The 24,115-nt window shown below is 71.4% G+C and carries 19 protein-coding genes; 6 read left to right on the plus strand and 13 right to left on the minus strand.

Going from position 1 to position 24,115, the window contains the following annotated elements; translation table 11 throughout:
• Positions 1 to 43: 43 nt before the first annotated feature.
• From hpaD to ACIPTO_RS16315, 10 genes are all read right to left on the minus strand, one after another.
• Positions 44 to 1,057, minus strand: coding sequence for a 3,4-dihydroxyphenylacetate 2,3-dioxygenase (gene hpaD / locus ACIPTO_RS16270; protein ID WP_401192381.1), 1,014 nt, complete (start codon positions 1,055 to 1,057; stop codon positions 44 to 46).
• Positions 1,054 to 2,547, minus strand: a complete 1,494-nt coding sequence (gene hpaE / locus ACIPTO_RS16275) for a 5-carboxymethyl-2-hydroxymuconate semialdehyde dehydrogenase (RefSeq protein WP_401192383.1) — start codon at positions 2,545 to 2,547, stop codon at positions 1,054 to 1,056. The genes hpaD and hpaE overlap by 4 nt, the downstream gene beginning before the upstream one ends.
• Before the next feature lie 25 nt (positions 2,548 to 2,572).
• The gene (dapA, locus tag ACIPTO_RS16280; protein ID WP_401192385.1) at positions 2,573 to 3,493 is read right to left on the minus strand and encodes a 4-hydroxy-tetrahydrodipicolinate synthase; all 921 of its coding nucleotides are present in this window, start codon (positions 3,491 to 3,493) and stop codon (positions 2,573 to 2,575) included.
• A complete protein-coding gene (locus tag ACIPTO_RS16285; RefSeq protein ID WP_401192388.1) occupies positions 3,490 to 4,953 on the minus strand; it encodes a fumarylacetoacetate hydrolase family protein in 1,464 nt (487 codons plus the stop codon). Before ACIPTO_RS16285 ends, dapA begins: the two co-directional genes overlap by 4 nt.
• A 101-nt stretch (positions 4,954 to 5,054) precedes the next feature.
• Positions 5,055 to 5,825 (minus strand): ABC transporter ATP-binding protein, encoded by a 771-nt coding sequence (locus tag ACIPTO_RS16290; RefSeq protein WP_401192390.1) that lies wholly within the window; start codon positions 5,823 to 5,825, stop codon positions 5,055 to 5,057.
• Positions 5,822 to 7,723, minus strand: a complete 1,902-nt coding sequence (locus ACIPTO_RS16295; RefSeq protein WP_401192392.1) for a dipeptide/oligopeptide/nickel ABC transporter permease/ATP-binding protein — start codon at positions 7,721 to 7,723, stop codon at positions 5,822 to 5,824. The genes ACIPTO_RS16290 and ACIPTO_RS16295 overlap by 4 nt, the downstream gene beginning before the upstream one ends.
• A 2-nt stretch (positions 7,724 to 7,725) precedes the next feature.
• The gene (locus ACIPTO_RS16300; protein WP_401192394.1) at positions 7,726 to 8,775 is read right to left on the minus strand and encodes an ABC transporter permease; all 1,050 of its coding nucleotides are present in this window, start codon (positions 8,773 to 8,775) and stop codon (positions 7,726 to 7,728) included.
• A gap of 38 nt (positions 8,776 to 8,813) precedes the next feature.
• Entirely contained in the window at positions 8,814 to 10,397 is a 1,584-nt protein-coding gene (locus tag ACIPTO_RS16305; RefSeq protein WP_401192397.1) for an ABC transporter substrate-binding protein, read from the minus strand.
• 178 nt (positions 10,398 to 10,575) lie between these two features.
• A complete protein-coding gene (locus ACIPTO_RS16310) occupies positions 10,576 to 12,015 on the minus strand; it encodes an aldehyde dehydrogenase family protein (RefSeq protein WP_401192400.1) in 1,440 nt (479 codons plus the stop codon).
• Positions 12,015 to 13,688, minus strand: a complete 1,674-nt coding sequence (locus ACIPTO_RS16315; RefSeq protein WP_401192402.1) for a thiamine pyrophosphate-dependent enzyme — start codon at positions 13,686 to 13,688, stop codon at positions 12,015 to 12,017. The genes ACIPTO_RS16310 and ACIPTO_RS16315 overlap by 1 nt, the downstream gene beginning before the upstream one ends.
• A 191-nt stretch (positions 13,689 to 13,879) precedes the next feature.
• Between ACIPTO_RS16315 and ACIPTO_RS16320 the strand changes: the two genes are divergently transcribed.
• Positions 13,880 to 14,581: an FCD domain-containing protein gene (locus ACIPTO_RS16320; protein ID WP_366318257.1), complete on the plus strand. Its 702-nt coding sequence runs from the start codon at positions 13,880 to 13,882 to the stop codon at positions 14,579 to 14,581.
• Here the strand turns inward: ACIPTO_RS16320 and ACIPTO_RS16325 are convergent.
• Genes ACIPTO_RS16325 through ACIPTO_RS16335 form a run of 3 tightly spaced genes read right to left on the minus strand, consistent with a single transcriptional unit; the run spans position 14,541 to position 17,263 of the window.
• Positions 14,541 to 15,068 (minus strand): hypothetical protein, encoded by a 528-nt coding sequence (locus tag ACIPTO_RS16325; RefSeq protein ID WP_401192405.1) that lies wholly within the window; start codon positions 15,066 to 15,068, stop codon positions 14,541 to 14,543. The two genes, ACIPTO_RS16320 and ACIPTO_RS16325, sit on opposite strands and share 41 nt — an antisense overlap.
• A complete protein-coding gene (locus ACIPTO_RS16330; protein ID WP_401192408.1) occupies positions 15,065 to 16,258 on the minus strand; it encodes a Rieske 2Fe-2S domain-containing protein in 1,194 nt (397 codons plus the stop codon). Before ACIPTO_RS16330 ends, ACIPTO_RS16325 begins: the two co-directional genes overlap by 4 nt.
• 48 nt (positions 16,259 to 16,306) lie before the next feature.
• Entirely contained in the window at positions 16,307 to 17,263 is a 957-nt protein-coding gene (locus tag ACIPTO_RS16335; protein WP_401192410.1) for a PDR/VanB family oxidoreductase, read from the minus strand.
• A gap of 106 nt (positions 17,264 to 17,369) precedes the next feature.
• Here ACIPTO_RS16335 and hisC point away from each other — a divergent pair, with 106 nt between their 5' ends.
• The 5 genes from hisC to ACIPTO_RS16360 all read left to right on the plus strand — a co-directional run bounded on the left by hisC (position 17,370) and on the right by ACIPTO_RS16360 (position 24,113).
• Positions 17,370 to 18,455: a histidinol-phosphate transaminase gene (hisC, locus tag ACIPTO_RS16340; protein WP_401192412.1), complete on the plus strand. Its 1,086-nt coding sequence runs from the start codon at positions 17,370 to 17,372 to the stop codon at positions 18,453 to 18,455.
• Positions 18,456 to 18,729: 274 nt separating this feature from the next.
• On the plus strand, positions 18,730 to 20,529 hold the full coding sequence (locus tag ACIPTO_RS16345; RefSeq protein WP_401192414.1) for a M1 family metallopeptidase: 1,800 nt from the start codon (positions 18,730 to 18,732) through the stop codon (positions 20,527 to 20,529).
• Positions 20,522 to 21,571 (plus strand): M42 family metallopeptidase, encoded by a 1,050-nt coding sequence (locus ACIPTO_RS16350; RefSeq protein WP_401192416.1) that lies wholly within the window; start codon positions 20,522 to 20,524, stop codon positions 21,569 to 21,571. The genes ACIPTO_RS16345 and ACIPTO_RS16350 overlap by 8 nt, the downstream gene beginning before the upstream one ends.
• The gene (locus ACIPTO_RS16355; protein WP_401192418.1) at positions 21,559 to 22,959 is read left to right on the plus strand and encodes a M20/M25/M40 family metallo-hydrolase; all 1,401 of its coding nucleotides are present in this window, start codon (positions 21,559 to 21,561) and stop codon (positions 22,957 to 22,959) included. Before ACIPTO_RS16350 ends, ACIPTO_RS16355 begins: the two co-directional genes overlap by 13 nt.
• Positions 22,956 to 24,113: an alanine racemase gene (locus tag ACIPTO_RS16360; RefSeq protein WP_401192421.1), complete on the plus strand. Its 1,158-nt coding sequence runs from the start codon at positions 22,956 to 22,958 to the stop codon at positions 24,111 to 24,113. Before ACIPTO_RS16355 ends, ACIPTO_RS16360 begins: the two co-directional genes overlap by 4 nt.
• Positions 24,114 to 24,115: the final 2 nt, after the last annotated feature.

Consider the following 24,115-nt stretch of genomic DNA (forward strand, 5'->3'; position numbering starts at 1 on the left):
CGCACCACGGCTACAGCGCCGGGCCGCGGCGGAATCACCGTCCTCAGCCCAGCCCGTCGGCCCCGACGCGCACGGCCGACTCGTCGAGCAGCGAGTCCGCGACCGCCTGCGCGTTGCCCCGCAGATCCAGGACGGGTGTCGCCTCCTTGTACCAGGACTCGACCACGGCGTTGCCCCAGAAGTCGCGGCGCCGGTCGTCGTGGACGTTCCAGCGATACGTCTCGTGGTCCGGGTCTCCCGTGTAGTAGTCGGAGGTGTAGATCTCCACGCGGTGGCCGTCGGGGTCCCGCAGGTACAGGTAGAAGGCGTTCGAGACGCCGTGGCGGCCGGGGCCGCGCTCGATGTGGTGCTCCTTCCGGATCGCGCCGAACAGATCCGCGCAGCGCAGGACCTGGTGCGATTCGTGGGTGGCGATGCCGAGGTGGTGCAGGCGGGGGCCCGCGCCGCCGGTGAAGGCGACGTCGTGGACGGTCTGCTTGCGGTACATCCAGGCCGCGTAGAGCTCGTGCTCGTCGCCCTCGATGGTTTCCGAGCAGCCGAAGCCGAGCGACTTGTAGTGGGCGTAGGCGGCCGGGATGTCCGGGGTGCAGATGTTGAAGTGGTCCAGGCGCGCGACCTCGGCGCCGTGGCGCAGGTCGTAGCGCTGGATGAGGCGTTCGACGCGTTCGGTCTCGTGGAAGAACTCGACGGGGAAGCCGAGCGGGTCGACGACGCGGACGGCGTCGCCGATGCCCTTCGCGCCCCGGCCGGCGGGCACTCGCCGGACGGGGCGGCCGAGGCGGGTGAAGAACTCCTCCGCCTTGTCCACGTCCTCCGGGGTGCGCACCCGGTAGGCGATGTGGTCCAGCGCGGCCTCGGGTCCCTCGCGCAGGACGAGGCTGTGGTGGGTGAGTTCGTCGCTGCCGCGCAGGTAGAGGGCGTCGCTGTCCTCGTGCTGGACGTGGAAGCCGAGCATGTCCGCCCAGAACCAGCGGGCCTTGGACAGATCGGTGACGACGAGCTGGGCGTAGGCGGACCGGATGACATCCGGAGCGGCGGGTGCGGCGGAGGCGGTCATCGTGCGGCTCCGAAGCGGGGGACGTGGACGTCACCGAGGGCGACGTGGACGATCTTGCTGTCCGAGTAGAAGTCGATGCTGTGCGCGCCGCCCTCCCGTCCGACGCCGGACGCCTTGACGCCTCCGAACGGGGTGCGCAGGTCGCGGACGTTGTGGGAGTTGATCCACACCATGCCGGACTCGACGGCGTGCGCGAGGCGGTGGCCGCGCTTGAGGTCGGACGTCCAGATGTAGGCGGCGAGCCCGAACGGTGTGGCGTTGGCCAGTTCGACGGCTTCGTCCTCGGTGTCGAAGGGAGCGACGGCCACGACGGGACCGAAGATCTCCTCCTGGAAGATGCGGGCGTCGCGGGACACGTCCGCGAAGACCGTGGGCTGGAGGTAGTTGCCCCGGTCGAGGTGGTCGGGGCGGGCACCGCCGGCCAGCAGGCGTCCCTCCTCGCGTCCGATCTTCACGTAGTTCATGACCCGGTCGTAGTGCTCCGGATGGACCAGGGCGCCGACCTGGGTGTCCGGGTCGGCGGGGTCTCCGACGCGGACGTGGGCGGCGCGTTCGGCGAGGCGGGTGGTGAAGTCGTCGTAGACGCCGCGCTCGACGAGGACGCGCGAGCCCGCGGTGCAGCGTTCGCCGTTGAGGGAGAAGACGCCGAAGACGATCGAGTCCAGGGCGGCGTCGAGGTCGGCGTCGGCGAAGACGACGGCCGGGGACTTCCCGCCGAGTTCCATCGACACGGTCTTCAGGTCGGGGGCCGAGGAGCGCAGGATGTGCCGGCCGGTGTCCGTGGAGCCGGTGAAGGAGAGGAGGGGGACGTCGGGGTGGTCGACGAGTGCCTGTCCGGCTTCCTCGCCGATGCCGTGGACGATGTTGGCCGCGCCCGCGGGCAGGCCGGCCTCGGCGAAGATCTCGGGCCACAGGGAGGCCGAGAGCGGGGTCCACTCGGCGGGCTTGAGGACCAGGGTGCAGCCGGAGGCCAGCGCGGGCGCGAGCTTCCAGCTCTCCAGCATGAATGGGGTGTTCCACGGCGTGATCAGGCCGGCCACGCCGACAGGGGTGCGGACCACGTAGCTGATCTGTTCGGTGCCCTGCCGGAAGGCCTCCTCGCCGAGACCGACGATCACGTCGGCGAAGTAGCGGAAGTTCTCGGCGGCGCGCCGGGCCTGGCCGCGGGCCTGGGTGATGGGCAGGCCGGAGTCGAAGGACTCGAACCGCGCGAGGCGGTCGTGGCGGGCCTCGATCGCGTCGGCGATCTTGTTGAGGACCTGGGCACGTCGCCGGTTGTCGTACGCGGACCAGACGCCGAAGGCGTTCTTCGCGGCGGTGACCGCGCGGGCGATGTCGTCCGCGCTGCCGCGGGCGGCCTGCGCGTAGGGCTGATTAGAGACCGGGTCCAGCACGTCGAAGGTGCGTCCGTCGGCGCTGGGGACCCGCTCGCCTCCTATCCAGTGGTGGATGGTCTCGGGCAGCGCTTCGGGGCGGGGTGAGGTGGTCATGCGGGGTCCTTAGGAAGGTCGGCGGTCAGAGCTGCTGGGTGAGGTCCCCGCCCTGCCGGAGCAGGTGGCGGATGCGCGGCAGGGAGGCGTCCGTCGGCGTGATCAGCGGGGCGCGCACGTGGGCGGAGGCGATGCGGCCCTGCTGGTGCAGCACCCACTTGGCGGGTGCCGGGTTGGTCTCGACGAAGAGCAGGTCGACCAGCGGGTGCAGTCGGTAGTGCAGGTCACGGGCGGTCTCGAAGTCGCCCGCTTCCCATGCCTCGTACATGCGGGCCACGGCCTGGGGCGCGATGTTGGCGACGGCGCTGACGAAACCGGCACCGCCGAGCGCGAGCAGGGGCAGGCACAGCAGCTCGATCCCGGACCAGACCAGGAGGGAGCGGCCGCATTCGTGGAGGACGCGGGAGAAGTGCTCGAAGTCCTTGGTGGTCTCCTTGATGCCGACGAAGTTGTCGAAGTCGCGGAAGAGCCGGCCCACGGTGGGGGGCGCGATGTCGACGGCGGTGCGGGAGGGCACGTTGTAGGCCACGATCGGCAGGTCGGGGAACTCCCGGCAGACCGTGGCGTACCAGGTGTACAGCGCCTCCTGGGTGGGGCGCGCGTAGTACGGGGTGATGACGAGGGCGGCGTCGGCTCCGGCGTCCTGGGCCGCGGCGGTGATCTCCAGGGTCTCGGCCAGCTTGTGCGAGCCGGTGCCGGGCAGGAAGGGCACGCGGTCGGCTATCTCGTCGGCGGCGGCGCTGATGGCGTCGATGCGCTCCTGGGTGGTCTGGGCGCTGGGCTCACCCGTGGAGCCACCGAGCGAGACGCCGTGCGATCCGGCCTCCAGCTGGAAGCGGATCAGGCCGCGCAGGCCGTCGAGGTCGACGTCCCCGGAATCGGTGAACGGGGTGATCACGGGGGCGATGGAGCCGCGGATCACGGCGGGGTCGCTGCGGAACTTCATGCGTTGTCTCCTTCGCAGGGCCCGGCGGCGGTTGCCGGCTGGTGGGCGAGCCACTGCTCGTATCGGGTGGTCCAGGCGCCGGTGAGCGGGTAGAGCCCGTCGATTCCGGCTCCCTGGCGGACCTGTTCGGTGATGAAGCGCTCCTGCCGCTCCTGTTCGCGGCAGTCGGCGACGAGTTCCCGGGCCAGGTGCGGGGGGACGACGACCACACCGTCGGTGTCGCCGACCAGCAGGTCACCGGGGTGGACGAGGGTTCCGCCGCACGCCACCGGCAGCCCGGTGTCCCAGGGCACGTGCCGGCGTCCGAGGACCGACGGGTGGGCCCCCGCGTGGTAGACGGGCAGGTCGAGTCCCGTGACCGCGGCGGCGTCGCGCAGGGCTCCGTCGGTGACCACTCCGGCGGCGCCCTTCTTCAGGGCCCGCAGGGCGAGGATGTCGCCGATCGTGCCCGCGGTGGCGTCCCGGCGGGCGTCCATGACCAGGACGTGGCCGGGGCGCAGTTCCTCGACGGCACGTTTCTGGGCGTTCATGCCGCTGGCGTGGCGGGCGAAGAGGTCCTCGCGCAGCGGCAGGTAGCGCAGGGTGTGGGCGACGCCCACCATCTTCAGGTCGGGGCGCGTGGGGCGGACTCCGTCGATCGACATGTGCGGGAGCCCGCGCTTGCGCAGTTGGGAGCTGAGGGTGGCCACGGCCACGGACAGCAGGTCCTTCTCCAGTTCCGCGTCGAGCAGGGGCGGTGGCGTGTACGCGGATCCCCAGGCGGCTGCGGCGTCCGCCGCGCCGGAGCGGGGCATCGCGCCGGGGGCGGCCAACGGAGGCCCCGCGACGACGGTGTTGGTGAGGCGTCCGGTGGTGGCGTCGGCCGTGGTGACCTCCACTTCCACGGTGTCGCCGGGGCCGACGACGGAGGCGCCGGCCGGGGTGCCGGTGAGGATGACGTCTCCCGGTTCCAGGGTCATCAGCCGTGACAGGTCGGCGACCAGATACGCGAAGGGGAAAAGGAGGGTGTCACTGGTGTCGTGCTGGACCGGTTCGCCGTTGACCCAGGTGCGCAGGGTGAGCCGGGACGGGTCGACCGTGCGGGCGTCCAGGAGGCGGGGGCCCAGCGGGGTGAATCCGTCGGCGCCCTTGGAGCGGAGGTTGGAGCCGCGGTCGGCGTGGCGCAGGTCGTGGACGCCGGCGTCGTTGGCGGCGGTGACGAAGTCGACGTACTCCCAGGCCTGTTCGACGCCGACGTTGCGTGCGTGACGACCCATCACCAGGGCGATCTCGCCCTCGAAGCCCATGAGGTCGCAGCCTTCGGGCCGGATCAGCGGGTCGCCGCTGCCCGAGAGTGAGGAGGCGGGCTTGAGGAAGTACGAGGCGTACGGGACCGTGCGTCCGCGCTCGGCCGCCCGGCTCGGGTAGTTGAGGTGGACGGCGATGATCTTCGACGGCTTGGTGCCGAGGGGATGGGGCATGGTGGAACGGCTCCTTGACGGGCGCCGACGGGGGCGAAGAGGGCACCGACGGCAGGGGAACAGAGGCGTGGGAACGGCGGCATGGGGACGGCGGCGTGGTGTCAGCTCGGGGCGCTGAACTCCTGCGGAGTGGGCAGGGACGCGATGAGCTGACGGGTGTAGCCGTGCCGCGGGCTGTTGATCACGTCATGGCTCGGTCCCTGTTCGACGATCTTCCCGCGGTACATGACCGCGGTGGCGTCCGCGATGTACCGGACGACGGCGAGGTTGTGCGAGATGAAGAGGATCGTCAGGCCGAGGTCCCGGTGGATGTCACGGACCAGGTTCAGGACGGCGGACTGCACCGACGCGTCGAGGGCGGAGGTGATCTCGTCGGCGATGAGGATCCTGGGGCGGGCCGCCAGGGCTCGGGCCACGGCCACGCGTTGACGCATCCCGCCGGAGAGTTGTCCGGGGTACCTGGCGCTCGCGGCGGTGGGCAGCCGGACGCTGTCCAGGAGTTCCGCCACCCGCTTGTCGACTCCGACGGTGCCCGCAGAGTCGTTGGCCCGCAGGACCTCCGCGATGCTCCGGCCGACCGTCATACGAGGGTTGAGCGACGTGTAGGGGTCCTGGAACACCATCTGCACGGCGCGGGCGCGGCGGTGGGCACGGTCCCCGATGTCCGTTCCGTCGGCCAGGATGCGTCCGCTCGTCAAGGGCTGGAGCCCCGCGACGGCGCGGGCCAGGGTCGACTTGCCCGAACCCGACTCGCCGACCAGCCCGAGGACGGTGCCGGAAGGCACCGACAGGGACACGTCGTCGACCGCGGTGACGGCGGTGTCCTTCCTGCCGAACGTCACGGTCGCGGACTCGACCACCAAGGCGCTCACGATGCGCTCCCCGACGGGACGGTCAGCGTCGACAGGGGTATCCAGCAGGCCACGGCGCCGTCCTGGGAGTCGGCCGCGAGGACGGGCAGTTCGCTGCGGCAGCGGTCCTCGGCACGCGGGCACCGGGGGGCGAAGGCGCAGCCGGAGATCTGTTCGTCGGGGTGCGGCGGGTGGCCGGGGATCGTGTCCAAAGGCTGGTCCACGTCCGTTTCGAGCGTGGGCAGCGAGGCGAGCAGGGCTCGCGTGTAGGGGTGGGCCGGGCCTTTGAGGAGGGTGTCGACGGAGAGTTCCTCGACGACGCGGCCGGCGTACATGACGACGATGCGGCTGCACAGCGAGGTGAGGACGCCGATGTCGTGGGAGACGACGAGGGCCGCGCTGCGGTCCTGTCGGCAGCGCTCGTGGAGGGTGCGCAGCACATGGTGCTGGACGGTCATGTCGAGTGCCGTGGTGGGCTCGTCGGCGATGATCAGGTCGGCCTCCGCCATCTGGGCCATGGCGATCAGGACGCGCTGGCGCATGCCGCCGGAGAGTTCGTCGGGGTACTGCGCGAGCCGTGCGGCGGGCCTGGTGATGCGCAGGCGCTCCAGCAGGTGGACGGCCTTCCTGCGGCTCGCCTCAGGAGTGGTGCGTCCTTCGTGCACCAGGCCTTCCGTCAGCTGTGTGCCGATGCGCAGTGCCGGGTTGAGACAGGTGCCGGGGTCCTGGAAGACGACGGCGAGACGGCTGCCGATCCGGGTGCGCAGGTCCTTGTCGGTGAGGGTGGTGAGGTCGACGCCGTCGAAGTCGAGGCGGCGGGCGCGGACGCTGCCCGTGGAGGACGTGAGGCGGGCGACGGCCATGGCAGTGACGGACTTGCCCGAGCCGGACTCCCCCACCACGCCGACGATCTCGCCCGGGTACAGGCGCAGGGACACGTCCCGCACCGGCGTGGTCCAGCCGTCGGCGGTGGGGAACTCGACCCTCAGGTTCTCCACGGCCAGCAGCGTGCTGTCGGCGTCTCCCGGCCGGACGGGCGCGGCGGGTCCGAGGTCGTCGGCGGGGGCCGGTGTTCGCGCGGTGTGGACGGGAGAGTCCTGGTTGCGGGCGATACCGGCGAGGACTTCCCCGGCCAGCCCGAACGCGACACCGGCGACGACGATGGCCGCCCCTGGGGCGATGGTGGTCCAGGGGCTGGTGTAGACGGCGGGCAGGGCGTCGCCCAGCATGCGCCCCCAGTCGAAGTCGGGAGCCTGCACACCGAGTCCGAGGAAGCTGAGGCTGGACAGGGCGAGGAGGGCTCCGCCGATGTTGAGGGTGATGTAGACGAGGACCGGTTCGGCGATGTTCGGCAGGACGTAGCGGGTGAACTGGCGGGTGCGGGAGATGCCGAGCATGCGGGCGGCGACGAGGTAGTCGCTGCTCTCGATGCCAGCGGTGAGGGTCTGCATCAGCCGGCCGAAGACGGGGGTCATGGTGAGCCCCATCGCGAGGACGGCCGTGGTGGCCCCCGGTCCCAGGAGGATGGTGGTGAACAGGGCCACGAGCAGGACGGGGAAGGCCATCCAGGTCGTCAGGACGGAGGCGAAGACGCGCTGGAAGCGGCGGCCGAGGATGGTGGGGAGGGCTCCGACGACGGCGCCGAGGACGACGGCGATCAGTGTGGCGCCGACGGCCATGAGCAGGGAGGGCCTGGTCGCGGCGAGGACGCGGGCCAGGACGTCCCGCCCGAGGTTGTCGGTGCCCAGCAGGTGGGCGGCGGACGGTGCTTCGTTGAGGTGGGCGGGGTCGGCGGTGCGTGCCGCGTCTCCCCAGAACCAGGGGCCGACGACGGCGAGGACCACGAGCGCGAGGACCAGGACCGTGGCCAGCGAGCGGGTGGGCGTCGCTGCGAGTTTCCCGAGCCGTGTCTTGGACATGTTCATCGCTCCAGGAGGGTCGTGCGCCGGTCGAGGAGCGCGAGCAGGATGTCGACGAAGAGGTTGATCAGGATGATCAGGGCGGCGTACACGAGCGCGATGCCGCCGACGATGTTGTAGTCGCGGCCGGTGATGGCCTGGATGAGCGCGTAGCCGAGTCCTGGCCAGTTGAAGACCTGCTCGACCAGTGCGGTGGCGGCCACCATGCCAGCGGCCACGGTCCCGGCCAGGGTGAGCACCGCGGTCAGCATGTTGGGCAGCGCGTGTCGCAAATAGAGGGTGGTGGTGGGCAGCCGCTTCGAGCGGGCGGTGCGCATGTAGTCGCGGCCCAGGACCTTGAGGCCTTCGACGCGGGCGACTCTGGCGATGAGCGCGGAGGAGGGAGCTGCCAGGGCGATGACGGGGAGGACGTAGGACGCGGTGGTGTCGGATCCGGCGACGGGCAGCACGGGCCACCAGAGTCCGAAGACGATGACCAGGCCGGTGGCGAGGAGGAACTCGGGGACCGCGGTGGTCAGTCCGCTGGCTCCGTTGAAGCCGAGTTCGAGGCCTCGGTTGCGGCCCTCCCTGGTGAGGACAGCCGTGGTGAGGCCGACGGGGATCGCCACGAGGAGGGTGACCACGACGGCGCACGCGGCCAGCAGCAGGGACTGGGGCAGGCGGCCCGCGACGACGTCGGCCACGGGCTGGCCGGTGAGGACGGAGGTTCCGAGATCGCCGTGGACGAGTCCGGCGAGATAGTCGGTGTACTGCCGCCACAGCGAGTGGTCGAGACCGAGCTGGGCCCTGCGTTCCGCGACCAGCGACGGCGGGGCCGTGGGACCGAGCGCCTGGCGGACGGGGTCGCCCGCGGAGAGCCGGACGACCACGAAGGCCACGGACACGATCACGAACAACGAGCCGACGGTGCGCCCCGCCCGGCGGAGCGCGAAGCCCCACCAGACCGTGGCCGGATGCTCGCGCGCGGCGCTGGTGTCCTTGGACTCCTCGCTGCTCGCGGCACCGGTCTGCGGGGAGTCCGTCTCCCTGTGCCAGTGCTGCATGACGGACATGCGCTGCCTTCTTTCCGGACGGGGCGGTGCCTGGTCGCTTACTTCGTCAGCCGGATGCTGGAGCCCTTGACGGTTCCGAGCTGGCCGACCTCGAACGTGACGTGGGAGCCGTAGATCGTCTTCGAGTTGGCCTCGATGGGGGTGAGGTCGGCGTCCTTGACGAGCGCGGCCTCGGCGTTCTTCCACAGGGGGCACGAGGAGGAGCCGGCGATCTTCTCCGCCTCGGCGGTCTCGGCCTGGTAGGTGGTGTTGTCGACGCTCGCGAAGTTGCGGCCCTTGGGGGGTGCCTGGCCGGCCACGAGGATCTTCCACACGCTGGGGTCCTCGGTGCTGAACGGCGCCCAGACCACGTCCCAGTCGCCACCGGTGAAGAGCGTGGTGGCGTAGCTGTCGGAGCCCGTGAGCCTGACCTTGACCCCGAGCTTGGACCACTGGGTCTGGAGCAGTTCCACGGCCGAGACCAGGTCGGAGCCGCGGTTGCTGGGGTACAGCACGTTGATGCCGAGCTGCTTGCCGTTCTTGGTGCGGATCGCGCCTCCGCCGGTCTTCCAGCCGGCCGCGTCGAGGGCCGCGGCGGCGGCCTTGAGGCCTCCGGTGGGCAGGTTTCCGGTGACGGCGTCGTAGGAGCAGACGGCGGGCTCGCCGGTGACGATGGTCTTGAGGGCGGTGCCGCGCCCGCCGGTGGCGACTGATCCGAGGGCGCGGAGGTCGAGGGCCTGGGCCAGTGCGGTGCGTACGGTGCTGTCGGCCGTGGCCCGGCCTGCGGCCTGGTTGTAGAACAGCAGGGCCGGGTCCGCCTTGACGTCGGCCTTGGTGAAGTTCCCCCGGTCCAGCCGGTCGCGGTCGGCGCCGCCCACGGTGGCCAGGTTGACCGTGCCGGCCGTCAGCAGGTTGGCGCGGGTGGCTTCGTTCGGGACGACCTTCACGACGACCTTGGCCGGTACGCCCTTGTCCTTCGCACTGGCGCCGTCGGCACCCCACGTGTAGTCCTTGCGCAGGGTGAAGGTGTAGGTCTGTCCGGGGTCGGCCGAGGCCAGCTGGTACATGCCGGATCCGGAGGTCTTCTCGGTGAGTTTCGCCGGGTCGTCGGCTCCCGCGCCGCACAGGATCGGCATGTAGCTGAGGTTCTCCAGCAGGAAGCTGCCGGAGGCGGGCGCGGTGACCGTGAGGGTGCCGGCCGCGTCGTCGGCGGTGACCTTGGAGCCTTCCGGTATGTAGGCGCCGAGCCACGGGCTGGCGTTCTTGGTGTTCAGGACCCAGTCGAAGGTCCTGGCGACCACGGTGGGCGTGATGGCCGATCCGTCGCTGCAGGTGGCGTCCTTGCGGAGGGTGAAGGTGGCGCGGGTGGGGGTGACTGTCCAGGCGCTGGCCAGCTCGCCTCGGAAGCTCTTGTCCCCGAGGGTGCGGGAGACGAGGTGGTCGTAGGCGAGTGAACTGATCGCGGTGCCCGCGGTCGTGGTGTTGGTCAGCGGGTTGAGCGCTCCCGGGTCGGCGTCGACCGCGATGGTGGCGGTGCCGTCGGTGACGTATCCGGTGGCGCTCCCGCCGGAGGCCGCCTGTGATGTGCAGGCGGTGAGCAGCAGACCTGCGCACGCCATGGTGGTGAAACCTCTGTGCCGCATGTGTGTGTCCTTTGCTTGCGAGACGCAGTCCGGGCGCCGGAGCGCTCCACCCCCTGCATCCATTTCGCGAGGTGTGCCGCGTATCTAGCTCTTCGCAGCGAATGTAATCAATATATTCATTTACGCGTTCTATGTGTGTTGCGAACAGATCTCGATCCGAGCGAGACGCGGGCGCCGGTCAGTCGAGAAGGTCGCGGGCGCCCATCACGGTCTTGGTCTCCAGGAACTCCTCCAGCCCCGCCGCCCCGCACTCACGCCCGACACCGGACTGCTTGTAGCCGCCGAAGGGCGCTCCTACGTCCAGCCCCGCGCCGTTGATGCCCACGGTCCCGGTGCGCAGGCGCCGGGCGACGCCCAGGGCGCGCAGCGGGTCAGCCGACCAGACGCCGCCGGAGAGGCCGTAGACGCTGTCGTTGGCGAGTTCCACGGCGTGGTCCTCGTGGTCGTAGCCGGTGAGCGTGAGGACCGGGCCGAAGACCTCCTCGCGGAAGACGCTCATGCCGGGTTCGACGTCTCCGAGGACGGTCGGTGCGATGTACGCGCCGCCGGACAGCCCGGCCGGGGAGCCGCTGCCGCCCGCGAGCAGGTGGGCTCCTTCGGCGACGGCCCGGTCGATGTGCCGCCGCACCCGTTCCCGTTGGACGAGTGAGGCGAGCGGCCCCATCGAGGTGGTCTCCAGCCGCGGCTCGCCGGGCTGCCAGTCGGCGGTCGCCGCCACCGCGGCCGTCCGCCAGGCCGGCAGCAGATCGCGCGGAACCAGCAGCCGGGTCAGCGCCGCACAGGTCTGGCCGCTGTTCGCGAAGCACGAGCGGGCCACCTGGGCGGCGGCGCTCGTGATGTCCGCGTCCTCCAGGACGACGGCCGCGGACTTGCCGCCGAGTTCGAGGGCGACCTTCTTGATGGTGCCGGCCGCGATCCGCGCGACGCGCTCGCCGACCGCGCGCGATCCGGTGAAGGTGACCATGTCGACGTCCGGGTGAGCGCAGAGCGCCTCCCCGACCTGGGCGCCGTCGCCGAAGACGACGTTGAACACGCCGTCGGGCAGCCCGAGTTCGTCGACGAATTCGGCGAGCAGTGCCGCGTTGAGGGGAGCCACCTCGCTGGGCTTGAGCACCACGGTGCAGCCGGCCAGCAGCGCGGCACCGGCCTTGAGCACGATCTGGTGCAGCGGGAAGTTCCAGGGCGTGATGGCGGCGACGACGCCGACGGGCTCGGTGACGACCAGCGACTGGGAGACCGGTGTCGGCCCGGACAGGTTCTCCGCCGCGCCGATCAGCGCGTGCAGATCGGCGACGGCCACACCCACCTGGGCCTGCCGGGCGAACGACAGGGGTGCCCCCATCTCGCGGGAGAGTGTCTCGGCGAGGCGGTCGCGGTGGGTGTCGAGCGCCGTGGCGAGTGCCTTCACGGCGTCGACGCGCTCCCCCATCGGCACCTCCGACCACACGGGGAACGCCCGGCGGGCGGCGAGCACGGCCCGGTCCACGTCGGCGGCCGTACCGGCGAGGGTGCCGGCGACGGTGTCGAGGGTGGCGGGATCGATCACGTCGATCACGGCGGGGTCGGGTCCTGGCCGGGTCCAGGCCCCGTCGATGTAGTGCGGTACGGGTTGGCGCATCAGGATTCCTCCGTCACCAGGTGGGCGTCGGGAGCGAGCGGGGCGGGCCGCGGGATCCCTTCGTGGATGAGGTGCCAGGGGGAGGGGAACTCCCCGACCGGCACGTCGATGAGGACGGGTTCGTCGGCGGCCACCGCCTCGGCCAGCACGCCCTGGAGTTCCTTGGGGGTGCGGGCCCTTGCGGAGCCGATGCCGAAGGCCGCCGCGAGCTGCGGGTAGTCGGGGTTGGCCAGGTCGGTCGCGAAGTACCGGGCGCCGTAACGGTTCTTCTGGATGCGGCGGACATTGCCGTAGAAGCCGTCGTGGAAGACGACGGTGACCAGACCGATCCCGTACTTGCGGGCGGTGGACAGTTCCTGGAGCGTCCAGGCGAAGCCGCCGTCTCCGTTGATGGACACGACCGCGCGGTCGGGGTCGGCGGTCTTGGCGCCGAGCGCGGTGGCGAAGCCGTAGCCGAGGGTGCCCTGGTATCCGGGGCCGATGTACGTGCGCGGCCCGTAGGCCGGGAAGCAGGCGCTCGCCGCGTATCCGACCTGGGTGAACTCGCTGACGAGGACACCGTCGTCGGGAAGCGCCTGCCTGATGGCCGCGAGGTACTCGCGCTGGGGCGCGATGTCGGCGAACTGCCCGTCGAGCCACTCCCGCACCGCGGTGAACTCGCTGTCGCGCTTCGTGCGCGGGGTGGTGCCGACCTCGTCGGCGAGGCCGAGCAGGCCGAGACGGGCGTCCGCGTGCAGCCGCACCTCGGCCTGGCGCGGTCCGTGCAGATCGTCCTCCTCCGCGTTGAGGAGGATCACCGTGGCGCCGGCGGTGTCGATCTGTGTGCCGAAGGTGGACACGAAGCGGGTTCCGACCGCCAGGACGACGTCGGCCTCGGGGCGGAAGGCGCGCAGGGCGAGGGCGTCGAAGGCGAGGCGGTGGCGGGCGTCGATCGCGCCGCGGCCGTTCTCACTGACGAGGACCGGCGCTTCGAGCGCTTCGGCCAGGGCGACCAGGGCCTCGGACGCTCCGGAGGCGATCGCGCCGCCGCCCACGTAGATCAAGGGCCTGCGGGCCTTGCGCAGCAGTTCGGCGGCCCGCGCCAGGAGACGCGGGTCGGGCTGCACGAGGGCGCCCTCGACGCGTTCCGGGATCGCGGCCCGGGCCGATGCCGCCAGGACGTCGGGCGGCACCTCCAGGGCGACGGGCCTCGGCCGCCCGCCGCGCAGCTGGCGGAACGCCTCCTGGACCAGTGCGGGGATCTGCTCGGCCGAGCGGGCCGTGCCCGTCCACTTGGTGAGGCGTTCCAGGATGCCCGTCTGGTCGGGTATCTCGTGCAGGGCCCCGAGGCCCTTGCCGATGGCCTGGGAGTCGATCTGGCCCGCCAGGAGGAGGACGGGCGAGTTGGCGGAGTAGGCCGTGGCCAGCCCGGACAGCGCGTTGAGGACACCCGGGCCCGGTACGACCATGGCCACGCCGACGTCACCGGTGCTGCGGGCGTAGCCGTCGGCCATGTACGTCGTGGCCTGCTCGTTGCGGGCGCAGGTGAAGGCGATCCGGTCGGCTCGCCGGTAGAGGGCGTCGGCCGCCGGGTCGAGTTGTACGCCCGGGATGCCGAAGACCCTCGACACCCCTTGGGCCGCGAGGGATTCGGCCAGCAGGTCGCCGCCGGTCGGCGGGTTGGAAGGGTTCAACGGAACGTCCTCACATTCAAACGAATAGATTCGTTATAGTTGATATTATCGAAACGTCGATTCACGTCAAGGCCCTCGCGCTCCGTAGGATCGGACGGACAAGCCCGATGCCGAGGCGGCCCCGGGCAGGGGTGAGGAGTGACATGGCAGCGCCAGAGAAGGCAGTCCGACCGACGCGGCAAGGCGGCTCGGTGACCTTCGACCGTGCGCGCAGCACGGGCTCCGTCGTCGACTCGGTCGTCGAGCAGGTCGAGCGGATCATCACCGAGCGGAAACTGCCGGCCGGCTACCGCTTCGGCACCAAGCAGGACCTCTGCGAGCAGTTCGGCATCGCCCCCGCGACCCTGGGCGAGGCCCTGCGCGTGCTGCGCGGCAAGGGCGTCATCGAGGCGCGGCCCGGCCCGGGTGGCGGTCTGTTCGTCACCGAACGCTCCCCTCTCCTGCGGCTGGCGCACAGCGTGATGCAGCTGCGCGAGCACGGGGCCACCGTCAACGAGGTCGTCGCCGTGCTCGACGCGCTGGACGAGGCCGTGATCAGTGACGCGGCCCGGTACCGGAGCGAGGACGACCTCAGGGACCTGGACGCCCTCATGACCGAGGTGACCGCCGTCTGGCACCTGCCGGCGGAAGGTCTGCACGCCAACTGGCGGCTGCACCGGCGTATCGCCGAGATCTCCCCGAACCCGGTGCTCCGGGCCTTCTACCTGAACCTGGTGGACTACATCGAGAGCGAACTGTCCGCCGTCGAGGCCGCCTCCATGGAGGTGCCCGGTTTCAAGGCCGAGTCGGAGGACCGCCTCGACATGCACCGGGCCATCGTCGAGGCGATCCGTTCCGGCGATCAGGACGACGTCAGGAACGCCGTCCTGCGGCACCGGACCCTCGGCCGCTGACCCCTGGAGGTCCCAGGACCTCGCGGACCAGTCCGGACGGATCGACCTCGCTGATCCCCGCTCCCGGGTCGACCCGTACGACCACTCCGGGGGCGGGGGACGGAGTGGCGCCCGCCAGGTCCGTGACGGGCTCGTCGACCCAGGCCCACGGCCGCCCGCCCGCGTAGACGCGGATCACGGGGAGTTTGTCGAACTGCGCGGGCAGGAAGGGCCACGGCGTCCGCGGCAGCCGCAGCACCTCGCGGAACGCCTCGTGCGCCACATGGCCCCACTCCGACACCCACACGACCTGGAACAGCTCGGCCAGCGCGGCCAGCCGGTCCGGCGCGACCTCGGGCACCGCCACCTCACGCGCCCATCTCCCCCAGGCCGTCAGCCGTACGGTCCTGACCGGCACCACCGGATCCTCCAGCGCGATCACGCCACTGACGCCGAGCATCAGCAACGGCTTCTCCCCCGGCGGGAGTCGCGCCGTGTACCCGCTCACGGGCCCGGCACCGGAGCCGTGTCCGACTCGCCCTCGAAGTAGTTTCCGCCCTCGACCCGGATCACCGCGCGGGCCTCGTCGAAGACGGCTCCCGCGGGGCTCTCCCCCTGGGCGACGGCGCGGATCTGCCGGGCCATCATCCGGCGGAGCATGGCCACGCCCTGGTCCGTGATCGTCAGATGGTCCTCGTGGTGCAGGGAGACGGGGCCCTGGCTGCGCTGCGCCTCGTAGTCGCCGGGCATCGACTGGTGTTCGGCCTCGTCGAGTTCGGCCCACGGTCGGCCGTCGTGCGTGGAGCGCAGCTTGCGCAGGAAGTCCGGGTCCGTGTCGCGGGCCAGGGTGAAGATCTTGAAGTGGGTGTCGTCCAGGGGCACGACCCAGCCGATGATGTTGGTCTGGCCGGCCGACAGCCGGGGGCTGGCCACCACCCGCAGGTTCGGGAACATGACTTCCGTGACCCGGCGCAGCCGTCGGCCGTCGCTCAGCTCGCGCAGCTGCACCGAGCGCACCCCGCGGTCGGTGTACTCGAAGGCGACCTCGGGCATCAGGGCCATCTCGGGTGTGAACTGGAAGCCGCTGAAGCGGGCGTGCAGGATCGGCACGTGGAACGGGTCCAGCACGTTCTCCCAGTGCTGGAGCCAGTTGAAGTCGAGCAGCGCGGGTCCCCCTCCCCCGACGCCGGTGTCGTCGACGATGAGGTGTTCCCCGGGTCCGAGGTTCTCCAGGGTGTCGTAGCGGGGCAGCAGCGGCTTCCGGGCCGGTTCGCCCAGGTAGGCCCACACCAGGCCGTAGCGCTCCTGGACGGGATACCACGGCTGGCGGATGCGCTCGCGGTGCAGGCCGAGTTCGGGCTCACAGGGCTGCTCCAGGCAGTGGCCCCGCGTGTCGAACACCCAGCCGTGGTAGCAGCAGCGGATGCCGTCCTCCTCGACTCCGCCGTAGTAGAGCGAGGCTCCCCGGTGGGCGCACCGGGGATGCAGCAGTCCCACGTCTCCGCGGCGGGTGCGGAACAGGACGAGGTCCTCGCCCAGGATCCGCAGGGCTCTGGGCGTGGTGGTCGCCTCGTCCGACCGCGCGACCGGCTGCCAGTAGCAGCGCAGCACTTCGCCGTACGGCGTTCCCGGGCCGACCTGGGCGAGGTCGAGGTTGGGTTCGCGCAGGGTCAGGCCGTAGGCCGTTCCGGTGTCCATCGGACAGCTCCGTTCGTTGTGTGTCGGCGTTCGGGGACGTGTGGCGGCTCAGACGTCGAGCACGAGACGCGGTGTACGCGCGCGGGAGACGCAGACGAGGACGGTGTCGCCCGCGGCCCGCTCCTCGGGGCTCAGCACGGAGTCACGGTGTTCGGGCTCGCCCGAGAGGACCGGCGTCTCGCAGGTGCCGCAGATTCCCTCGAGACAGGAGCGGGGCACCCGCACACCGGCTTCTTCCAGTGCGGCGAGGATGGTGGTGTCCGGGGCGACGGAGACCGTGACGCCCGAGCGTTCGCACGCGACCTCGAAGGCGTCCGTGGACACCGGCCCGTCCGGTGCGCGGGGCTGGAACCGTTCCACGTGGAGCGTGCCGGCGGGCCATCGGGCGCTCATCGCGTCCAGGGCGTCGAGCAGTTCGGCGGGGCCGCAGGCGTACACCGCCGTCGATGCGGTGACCGGTCCCAGCCAGGCGCCGAGATCGGCCCGCCCGTCACGGTCCTCCGGCACGATGTCGACCGGACCGTCCAGCAGCGGGTCGTCGCGGAAGGCCATGTGGTCGAGCGAGCGGCCGAGGTAGAGCAGGCGCCAGGGCAGGCCCGCGACGCGGGCCGCCCGGATCATGGGCAGCAGGGGTGTGATGCCGATGCCTCCCGCGATGAACAGCGCCCGCCTCCGGCCGGGAACGAACGGGAAGTTGTTGCGCGGGACCGTGGCGGTCAGGACGTCACCGGGGCGGAGACGTTCGTGGATCCAGCGGGATCCTCCGCGCCCGGCCGGCTGCCGCAGTACGGCCACCCGCCACACCGCCGCTTCGGCGGGATCGGAGCACAGCGAGTAGGACCGCTCGGTCCCGTTCCCCAGGCGGAAGGTGACATGGGCGCCGGCCCGCCAGGCAGGCAGTTCCTTCTGGCCGACCGGGCGCAGCTCAAGGGAACAGACGCCTTCGGCCTCCCAGCGCAGCGCGGTGACCCGCACACGATGTGTCTCCCCTGCCTCAGCGCCCATGGGGGCCTCCGATCCGTTCGGCGTCGACATTCACTACAACGACATAAATGGTTATAGTCAATAGAGTCCTTGTCAATCCTTCAGCCGTCCTCAGGGAGGAACCCCGGTGTCGACCCTCCGTCTGCGCGATCTCTCCGGCATACCGGACTACAGGCCGGGGAAGGCGGCTCCGCCGTCCCCGGACGGACCGGCCCCCTTCAAGCTGTCGTCCAACGAGAACCCGTACCCGCCGCTGCCGTCCGTGGCCGAGGCGCTCCACGGCACGTCCGCGCTCGTCAACCGCTATCCGGAGACCGCCGCGCGCGAGCTCACCCGGGAGCTGTGCGCACGGCACGACGTGGGCCCCGACCGCCTGGTCCTGGGCAGCGGCTCGGTGGAGGTCGTCTCCCAGCTGATCAGGGCGACCGCCGGCGAGGGCGACGAGGTGGTCTTCGCCTGGCGGTCCTTCGAGGCCTACCCCATGCTCACGCTGGCCGCGGGCGCCACGCCCGTGCCGGTGCCGCTCACCGCGGACCACCGCCACGACCTGGACGCGATGCTCGCCGCCGTCACCGACCGGACCCGCCTGATCCTGGTCTGCAACCCCAACAACCCGACCGGCACGACCGTCGCCCGCCGGGACCTGGACCGGTTCCTGGCCGAGGTGCCGGAGGACGTCACCGTCGTGATCGACGAGGCGTACGTCGAGTTCAACCGCGATCCCGACAGCCCGCGAGGCATCGACCACTTCCGCCGCCACCCGAACGTGGCCGTGGCCCACACCTTCTCCAAGGCCTACGGACTGGCCGGGCTGCGTGTCGGCTACGCGCTCGCCCCGGCCCAACTGGCCGCCGCCATGCGCAAGGTCGCGCTCCCCTTCGGTGTGACCGCCCTCGCCCAGGCAGCCGCCGTCGCCTCCCTGCGGGCGGAGGACGAACTCGCGGAACGCGTCGACCACCTCGTCGGCGAGCGTATGAGGGTGACGCGAGCCCTCGCCGAGGAGGGGTGGACCCTTCCCCGGTCCGAGGCGAACTTCCTGTGGTTCCCGCTGGGCGAGCACACGATGGCGGCGGCGGCCGTGTTCGAGGCCCACGGCCTGCTGGTCAGGCCCTTCGACCGCGAGGGCTTCCGCGTCACGATCGCGGAGCCGGAGGCGAACGACGCCGTCGTCGAGGCCGCGCGGAGCATCCGCGAGGCCGGTCTCCACGGCTGACGGGCCCGGCTCCGGGGCGGGACCCGCACCGGTTGACCCATTCCAGCAGAAATGATTATAGTCAATCGACTCTTCGAGTGGCGGCCGAGCCTCGGAAACCTCGGCCGCTCACGTCACGGCAGCCCGCCGATCAGGCCGGCAGCGACGATGCCGCATACGGCTCGCGCACAGGCGCCGGTTCACCCGCCGTCCGGCTCCGGCCCGCGGGCGGCGACTCGCGGCACCCGTACCGGAGCGAGACGGAAGCCGGCAGGACAGCGACAAGGAGCAGTGCATGCAAGCCGAGTTCGACCCGCATTCCTGGCTGCGCCCCGACATGCCGCGGACGCGGCACATCGACTGGGACGCCACCGTCGACTTCGAGCGGGAGCGACTGCGCTGCTCGGTGACCCTCACCTTCGACCGGGCCACCGGCGGCAGGGTGGTCCTGGACACCCGGCGACTCGACATCCTCGGCATGACCCTGCCGAACGGCGAACCCCTCCCCCACACCCTCGGGGAGAGCGACCCGGTCCTTGGTGAACCGTTGGAGTTCGTCCTGCCGACGGGCGAGGACACGGTACGCGTGGACTACGAGACGACCGAGGGATCGACCGCTCTCCAGTGGCTGAACCCCGAGCAGACATCGGCCGGCACGCACAACTTCCTCTTCAGCCAGTGCCAGACCATCCACGCCCGCTCCATGATCCCCCTGCACGACAGCATGTCGGCGAAGGTGGGCTTCCGGGCGAGGATCACCGTGCCGGACGGCTACACCGCGCTGATGTCCGCGAAGTCGCTCAGCGACGCCGGCACGGCCGAGGACGGAACCCGGGTGTTCACGTTCGACGCCCCCCAGCCCCGGCCGCCGTACCTGATCGTCCTCGTCGTCGGTCACGTGTCCGCACGGCGCATCGGCCCCCGCAGCCTGATCTGGGCGGAACCCGGCGACCTGACCGCCGCCGCGGAGGAGTTCTCCGAGGTCGAATCGCTCCTCACCGCCGCCGAGGACCTCTACGGGCCCTACCCCTGGGGCGACCTCGACCTCATCGTCATGCCGCCGAGCTACCCCTACGGCGGACTGGAGAACCCGGGCCTCACCTTCCTCAGCCCCACCCTGGTCTCCGGCGACAGGTCCGAGGTCGGCGTGCTCAGCCACGAGATCGCCCACCACTGGAGCGGCGACCTGGTGACCGGCCACTCCATGAACCACTTCTGGGTCAACGAGGGCTTCACCACGTACGCCGAGCGCAGGATCACCGAGGCCACCGCCGGCGTCGACGTCGCCGACCTGCACACCGCCCTCGCCGTCGACGAACTGCGCGCGGACTTCGCGTATCTCGCCGAGACCCCGGAACTCACCCGGCTGCGCAAGGACCTGACGGGCCAGGACCCCGACACCACGTCCTCCTGGGTCGCGCACGAGAAGGGCGGACTCTTCCTGCGGGCGCTGGAGGAAGCCGTCGGCCGCGACCGCTTCGACCCGTTCTTCAAGCGGTTCTTCGCCGACTTCGCGTTCAAGAGCCTGACGACCGAGGAGTTCCTCACCTACGTCGACGGCTTCTTCCCGGAAGCCGTCGACTACAAGGAATGGCTCTACGGCGACTGGCTGCCGGCCGGGACACCCGAGATCACCTCCCGCTTCCTCGCCGAGACCGCCGCCGTCGGCCAGGGCCTGCCCGGCGCCGCGCAGGAGCACTGGAACGTCGAGCACTGGAAGGCCTATCTGGGCCGGCTCACCGCACCGAAGAGCGAGGACTTCCTCGAAGCCCTGGACCGCGCCCACGGACTGACCGGGCACGCCAACCTGGAGCTCCGGGTCACCTGGCTGATCCTGGGAATCCGCTCCGGGTACCGGCCGGCCGTCGACGCGGCGGTCCGGCTCCTGGGCGAGGTCGGCCGGATGAAGTACCTGAAGCCGCTGTACGACGGCCTGGCCGAGAACCCCGGGACGCTGCCGCTCGCGCTGCGCACCTACCGCGCCAACCGCGGCTCCTACCACCCCATCGCACGCAACGTCGTCGAATCGCGCTTCGACCACCTCGGCATCCCGGCGCGGGACTACCTGGGCGAAGCGGAGGCCGCCGATGCGTGAGCCGATGCACGTACTGATCAAGCGGCTCACGGAGCTGCCCGGCCCCTGCGGTCACGAGCAGGCGGTCGCCGCCTTCCTCCGCGCACGCTGGGCGGAGGCGGGGGCCGAGGTGAGCACCACACCGATCGGGAACGTGGTGGGCAGGATCCCCGGCGACGGGCCGCGGCTGATGGTCCAGGCGCACATGGACGAGATGAGCCTGACCGTCCGCACCATCACGGAGGACGGCTTCGTGCATCTGGGCCCCGGCGTGCGCGGGCCGGGTGTCGGCATCCTGCCCGAGGCCGTCAACCGCACCGCCCACATCCTCACCGCGGACGGACCGGTCGAAGGCGTCTTCGCACGGGCGACCGGGCATCTGCGCAGCGCTGCCGGGGGCCGCCTCGACGGCGGCATCACCTCCTTCGACGAGGTCTTCGTCGACCTCGCGCTGCCGGATCGCAGATCCGTTCTCGACAAGGGTGTGCACATAGGCAGCCCGGTCATCTACCGGGCCGAGACCCGCCTCATGGGCGACCACCTCATCGGCAAGGCCTTCGACGACCGCCTCGGGCTCGCCCTGATGACCGCGCTGGCCGAGCGACTGGCCGGGACGAGCCCGACCCGCGAGATCGTGCTCGTCGCCACCGTCCAGGAGGAGAACGGGGCGGTCGGCGCCGCCTCGCTGCGGCACGACCTCGGTTCGTTCCAGGAGGCCATCGCCCTGGAGGTGGGCCCGGCCGGGGACTTCCCCGGCATGCCGGCGGACGCCCGCGAGATCGCCCTCGGCCACGGCCCGGTCGTCGTCCACTCCGACACCGCCACCCACTACGACCCCGGCCTCACCCGGGCGCTCCTCGAACTGGCCGGCCGGGAAGGTATCCCGGTCCAGCACGCCACGTTCGCGTCCTTCGGCACGGACGGCGCCCAGCTGACCATGCAGGGCATCCCGACGGCCCTGCTGACGGTGCCCACCCGCTACACCCACAGTCCCTACGAGACCGTGCATCTGGACGACGTGTCGGCCGCCCTCGACCTGCTGGTGGCCGCATGCACCCGCTGACCGACCAGGAACTGCGCGACACCGTGTCCGCGCTGCTGCCGGACGCCGTGGAACTGCTGGGCGAACTCGTCCGGCTGCCCTCCGTGTTCGGCGCGACCCCCGAGCGGCTCGCCGCCTGCGCCGACACGGCCCACGCCATCGCGGCACAGCTGAAATTCCTCGGATTCCCCGAGCCCCGGCTGCAGGAGACGTCCGACGGGTCCGTCACGGTACTGGCCCACCGGCCCGGACGCCCCGGCGCGCCGACCGTCATGCTGTACAGCCACTACGACGTGCAGCCCGAGGGCGACCCGGCCGACTGGAGGTACCCGCCCTTCGACGTCACCCGGGTCGGCGAGCGCCTCTACGGGCGCGGCACGGCCGACTGCAAGGGCAGCGTCGTCGCACACCTGGCGGCTCTGCGAGCGCTGGGCGACCACTGCGCGGCCGGCGTCCGCTTCGTCTGCGAGGGCTCCGAGGAGCAGGGCGGCCGGGGCCTCGACGACTACATCCGCGCCCACCCCGAGGAGTTCGACGACATCGACGCGGCGCTCATCCTCGACGCGTCCAACCCCGGACCCGGACGACCCGCCATCGTCACGTCCCTGCGTGGCGTGGTCGTTTCGCGGGTGTCGGTGCGCACGGGTTCCCGGGTACTGCACTCGGGCACCTTCGGCGGGGCGGCACCGGACGCCGTCATGGCACTGATGCGCCTGCTCGCCGGGCTCCGCGACGACAACGGCGACACCGTCGTCGACGGCCTGCCGAACACCTCTCCCGTACACACCGGCGGCTACCCCGAGAGCGACTTCCGGGCGCACACGGGCCTGCCCGAGAGCGGCCGGGTCCTGGGGACGGCGGACGTCGCGACGCAGCTGTGGGCGCGCCCCGCGCTCACGGTGATGGCGACGGACATCCCGGCGCTGAGCCAGGCCGTGCCGGCCGTGCAGCCGGTGGCCCGCGCGCTGGTGAACCTCCGGGTGCCGCCGGGCGTCCCGGCACAGGCCGCGGCCGAGCTGCTCGCGGCGCACGTGCTGCGCCACAACCCCTGGCAGGCGGACATCGAGATCGAGCACCTCGTCGTCAGCGATCCGTTCGTCTCCACCACCGACGGCGCAGCCCACCAGGTCCTCGCCCGGACCCTGTCCGACGCGTACGGCCGGGCCGCGGTCAATGTCGGAAGCGGAGGATCCATCCCGCTCTGCGGCACGCTCCGGGCCGCAGTCCCCGACGCCGAGATCCTGCTGCTCGGGATCTCCGAGCCCGGCAGCAACATCCACGCGGCCGACGAGAGCGTCCTGTTGAGCGATCTCCGGGCCGCGATCACCGCGGAGGCCATGTTCCTGCGTGACCTGCCGACCGTACCGCCGAACTCGACCATTCCGCCTCAGAGGTCACAGCTCATATGAACCGTTCGCCTCACACCCTCGCGGACACGCCCGCCGACGGCGCTTCGACGCCGTACGCGCTCGTGGACGCGGCTCGGGTCACCCGCAACATCCAGCGGCTCAACACACGCCTCGAACCCTTCGCCGTACGGCTCCGCCCGCACGTCAAGACCGCCAAGTCGCCCGCGCTCACACGGGAGATCTGGGCGGGCGGCACCGGCCCCGTCACGGTGTCGACGCTCGCGGAGGCCGAGGCGTTCGCCGCCGACGGCTTCGACGACATCGTGTACGCCGTCGGCATCACGCCCGACAAGCTCCGGCGTGTGCACGAGATCCGCTCGGGAGGCGTCGACCTGGTCGTACTCCTGGACAGCGTGCGGCAGGCCGAGGCCGTGTCAGAAGCGTCCGCCGCCTTCGGCCACCGTGTCCCCGCCCTCATCGAGATCGACTGCGACGGACACCGCGGCGGCCTGCGCCCCGAGGACCCCGAACTGCTGCGGGTCGCCGACGCGCTGCGCGGCGCGGAACTGCGCGGCGTCCTGGCCCACGCCGGCGAGTCGTACTACTGCCGCACCGAGGCCGAGCTGGTCGCCGCGGCCGAGAACGAACGGGCCGTCACCGTCCGGGCCGCGCAGACGCTGCGCGCCGCCGGACACCGCGTGGACGTGGTCAGCATCGGTTCGACGCCGACGGCGCACTTCATCCGCGACACCGAAGGTGTCACCGAGATCCGCGCCGGGAACTACCTCTTCTTCGACCTCGTCATGGCGGGGATCGGCGTCTGCGCCCTCACCGACATCGCGCTCTCCGTGGTCGTGACGGTCATCGGCCACCAGTCCGAACGCGGCCGGCTGATCACCGACGGCGGCTGGACAGCCATGTCGCAGGACCGCGGCACCGCCGAACAGGACACCGACCAGGGCTACGGCATCGTGCTCGACGCGCGGGGCCGCCCCTACCCGGACCTGATCATGACGAGCGCGAACCAGGAGCACGGCATCCTCTCCCTGCGTGAGGGGAGCGCGGAGACCCTGCCCGCGCTGCCGATCGGTACCAGGGTCCGGGTGCTGCCGAATCACGCCTGCGCCACGGCCGGGCAGTACAGCCGGCTCCTCCTGGACGAGGGGCGGCCCGACGGCCGCCCCACCGTGCTGCATCGCGTCGGCGGGTGGTGACC

It is taken from the genome of Streptomyces sp. NPDC090083, assembly GCF_044747445.1.
Taxonomy (GTDB): Bacteria; Actinomycetota; Actinomycetes; order Streptomycetales; family Streptomycetaceae; genus Streptomyces.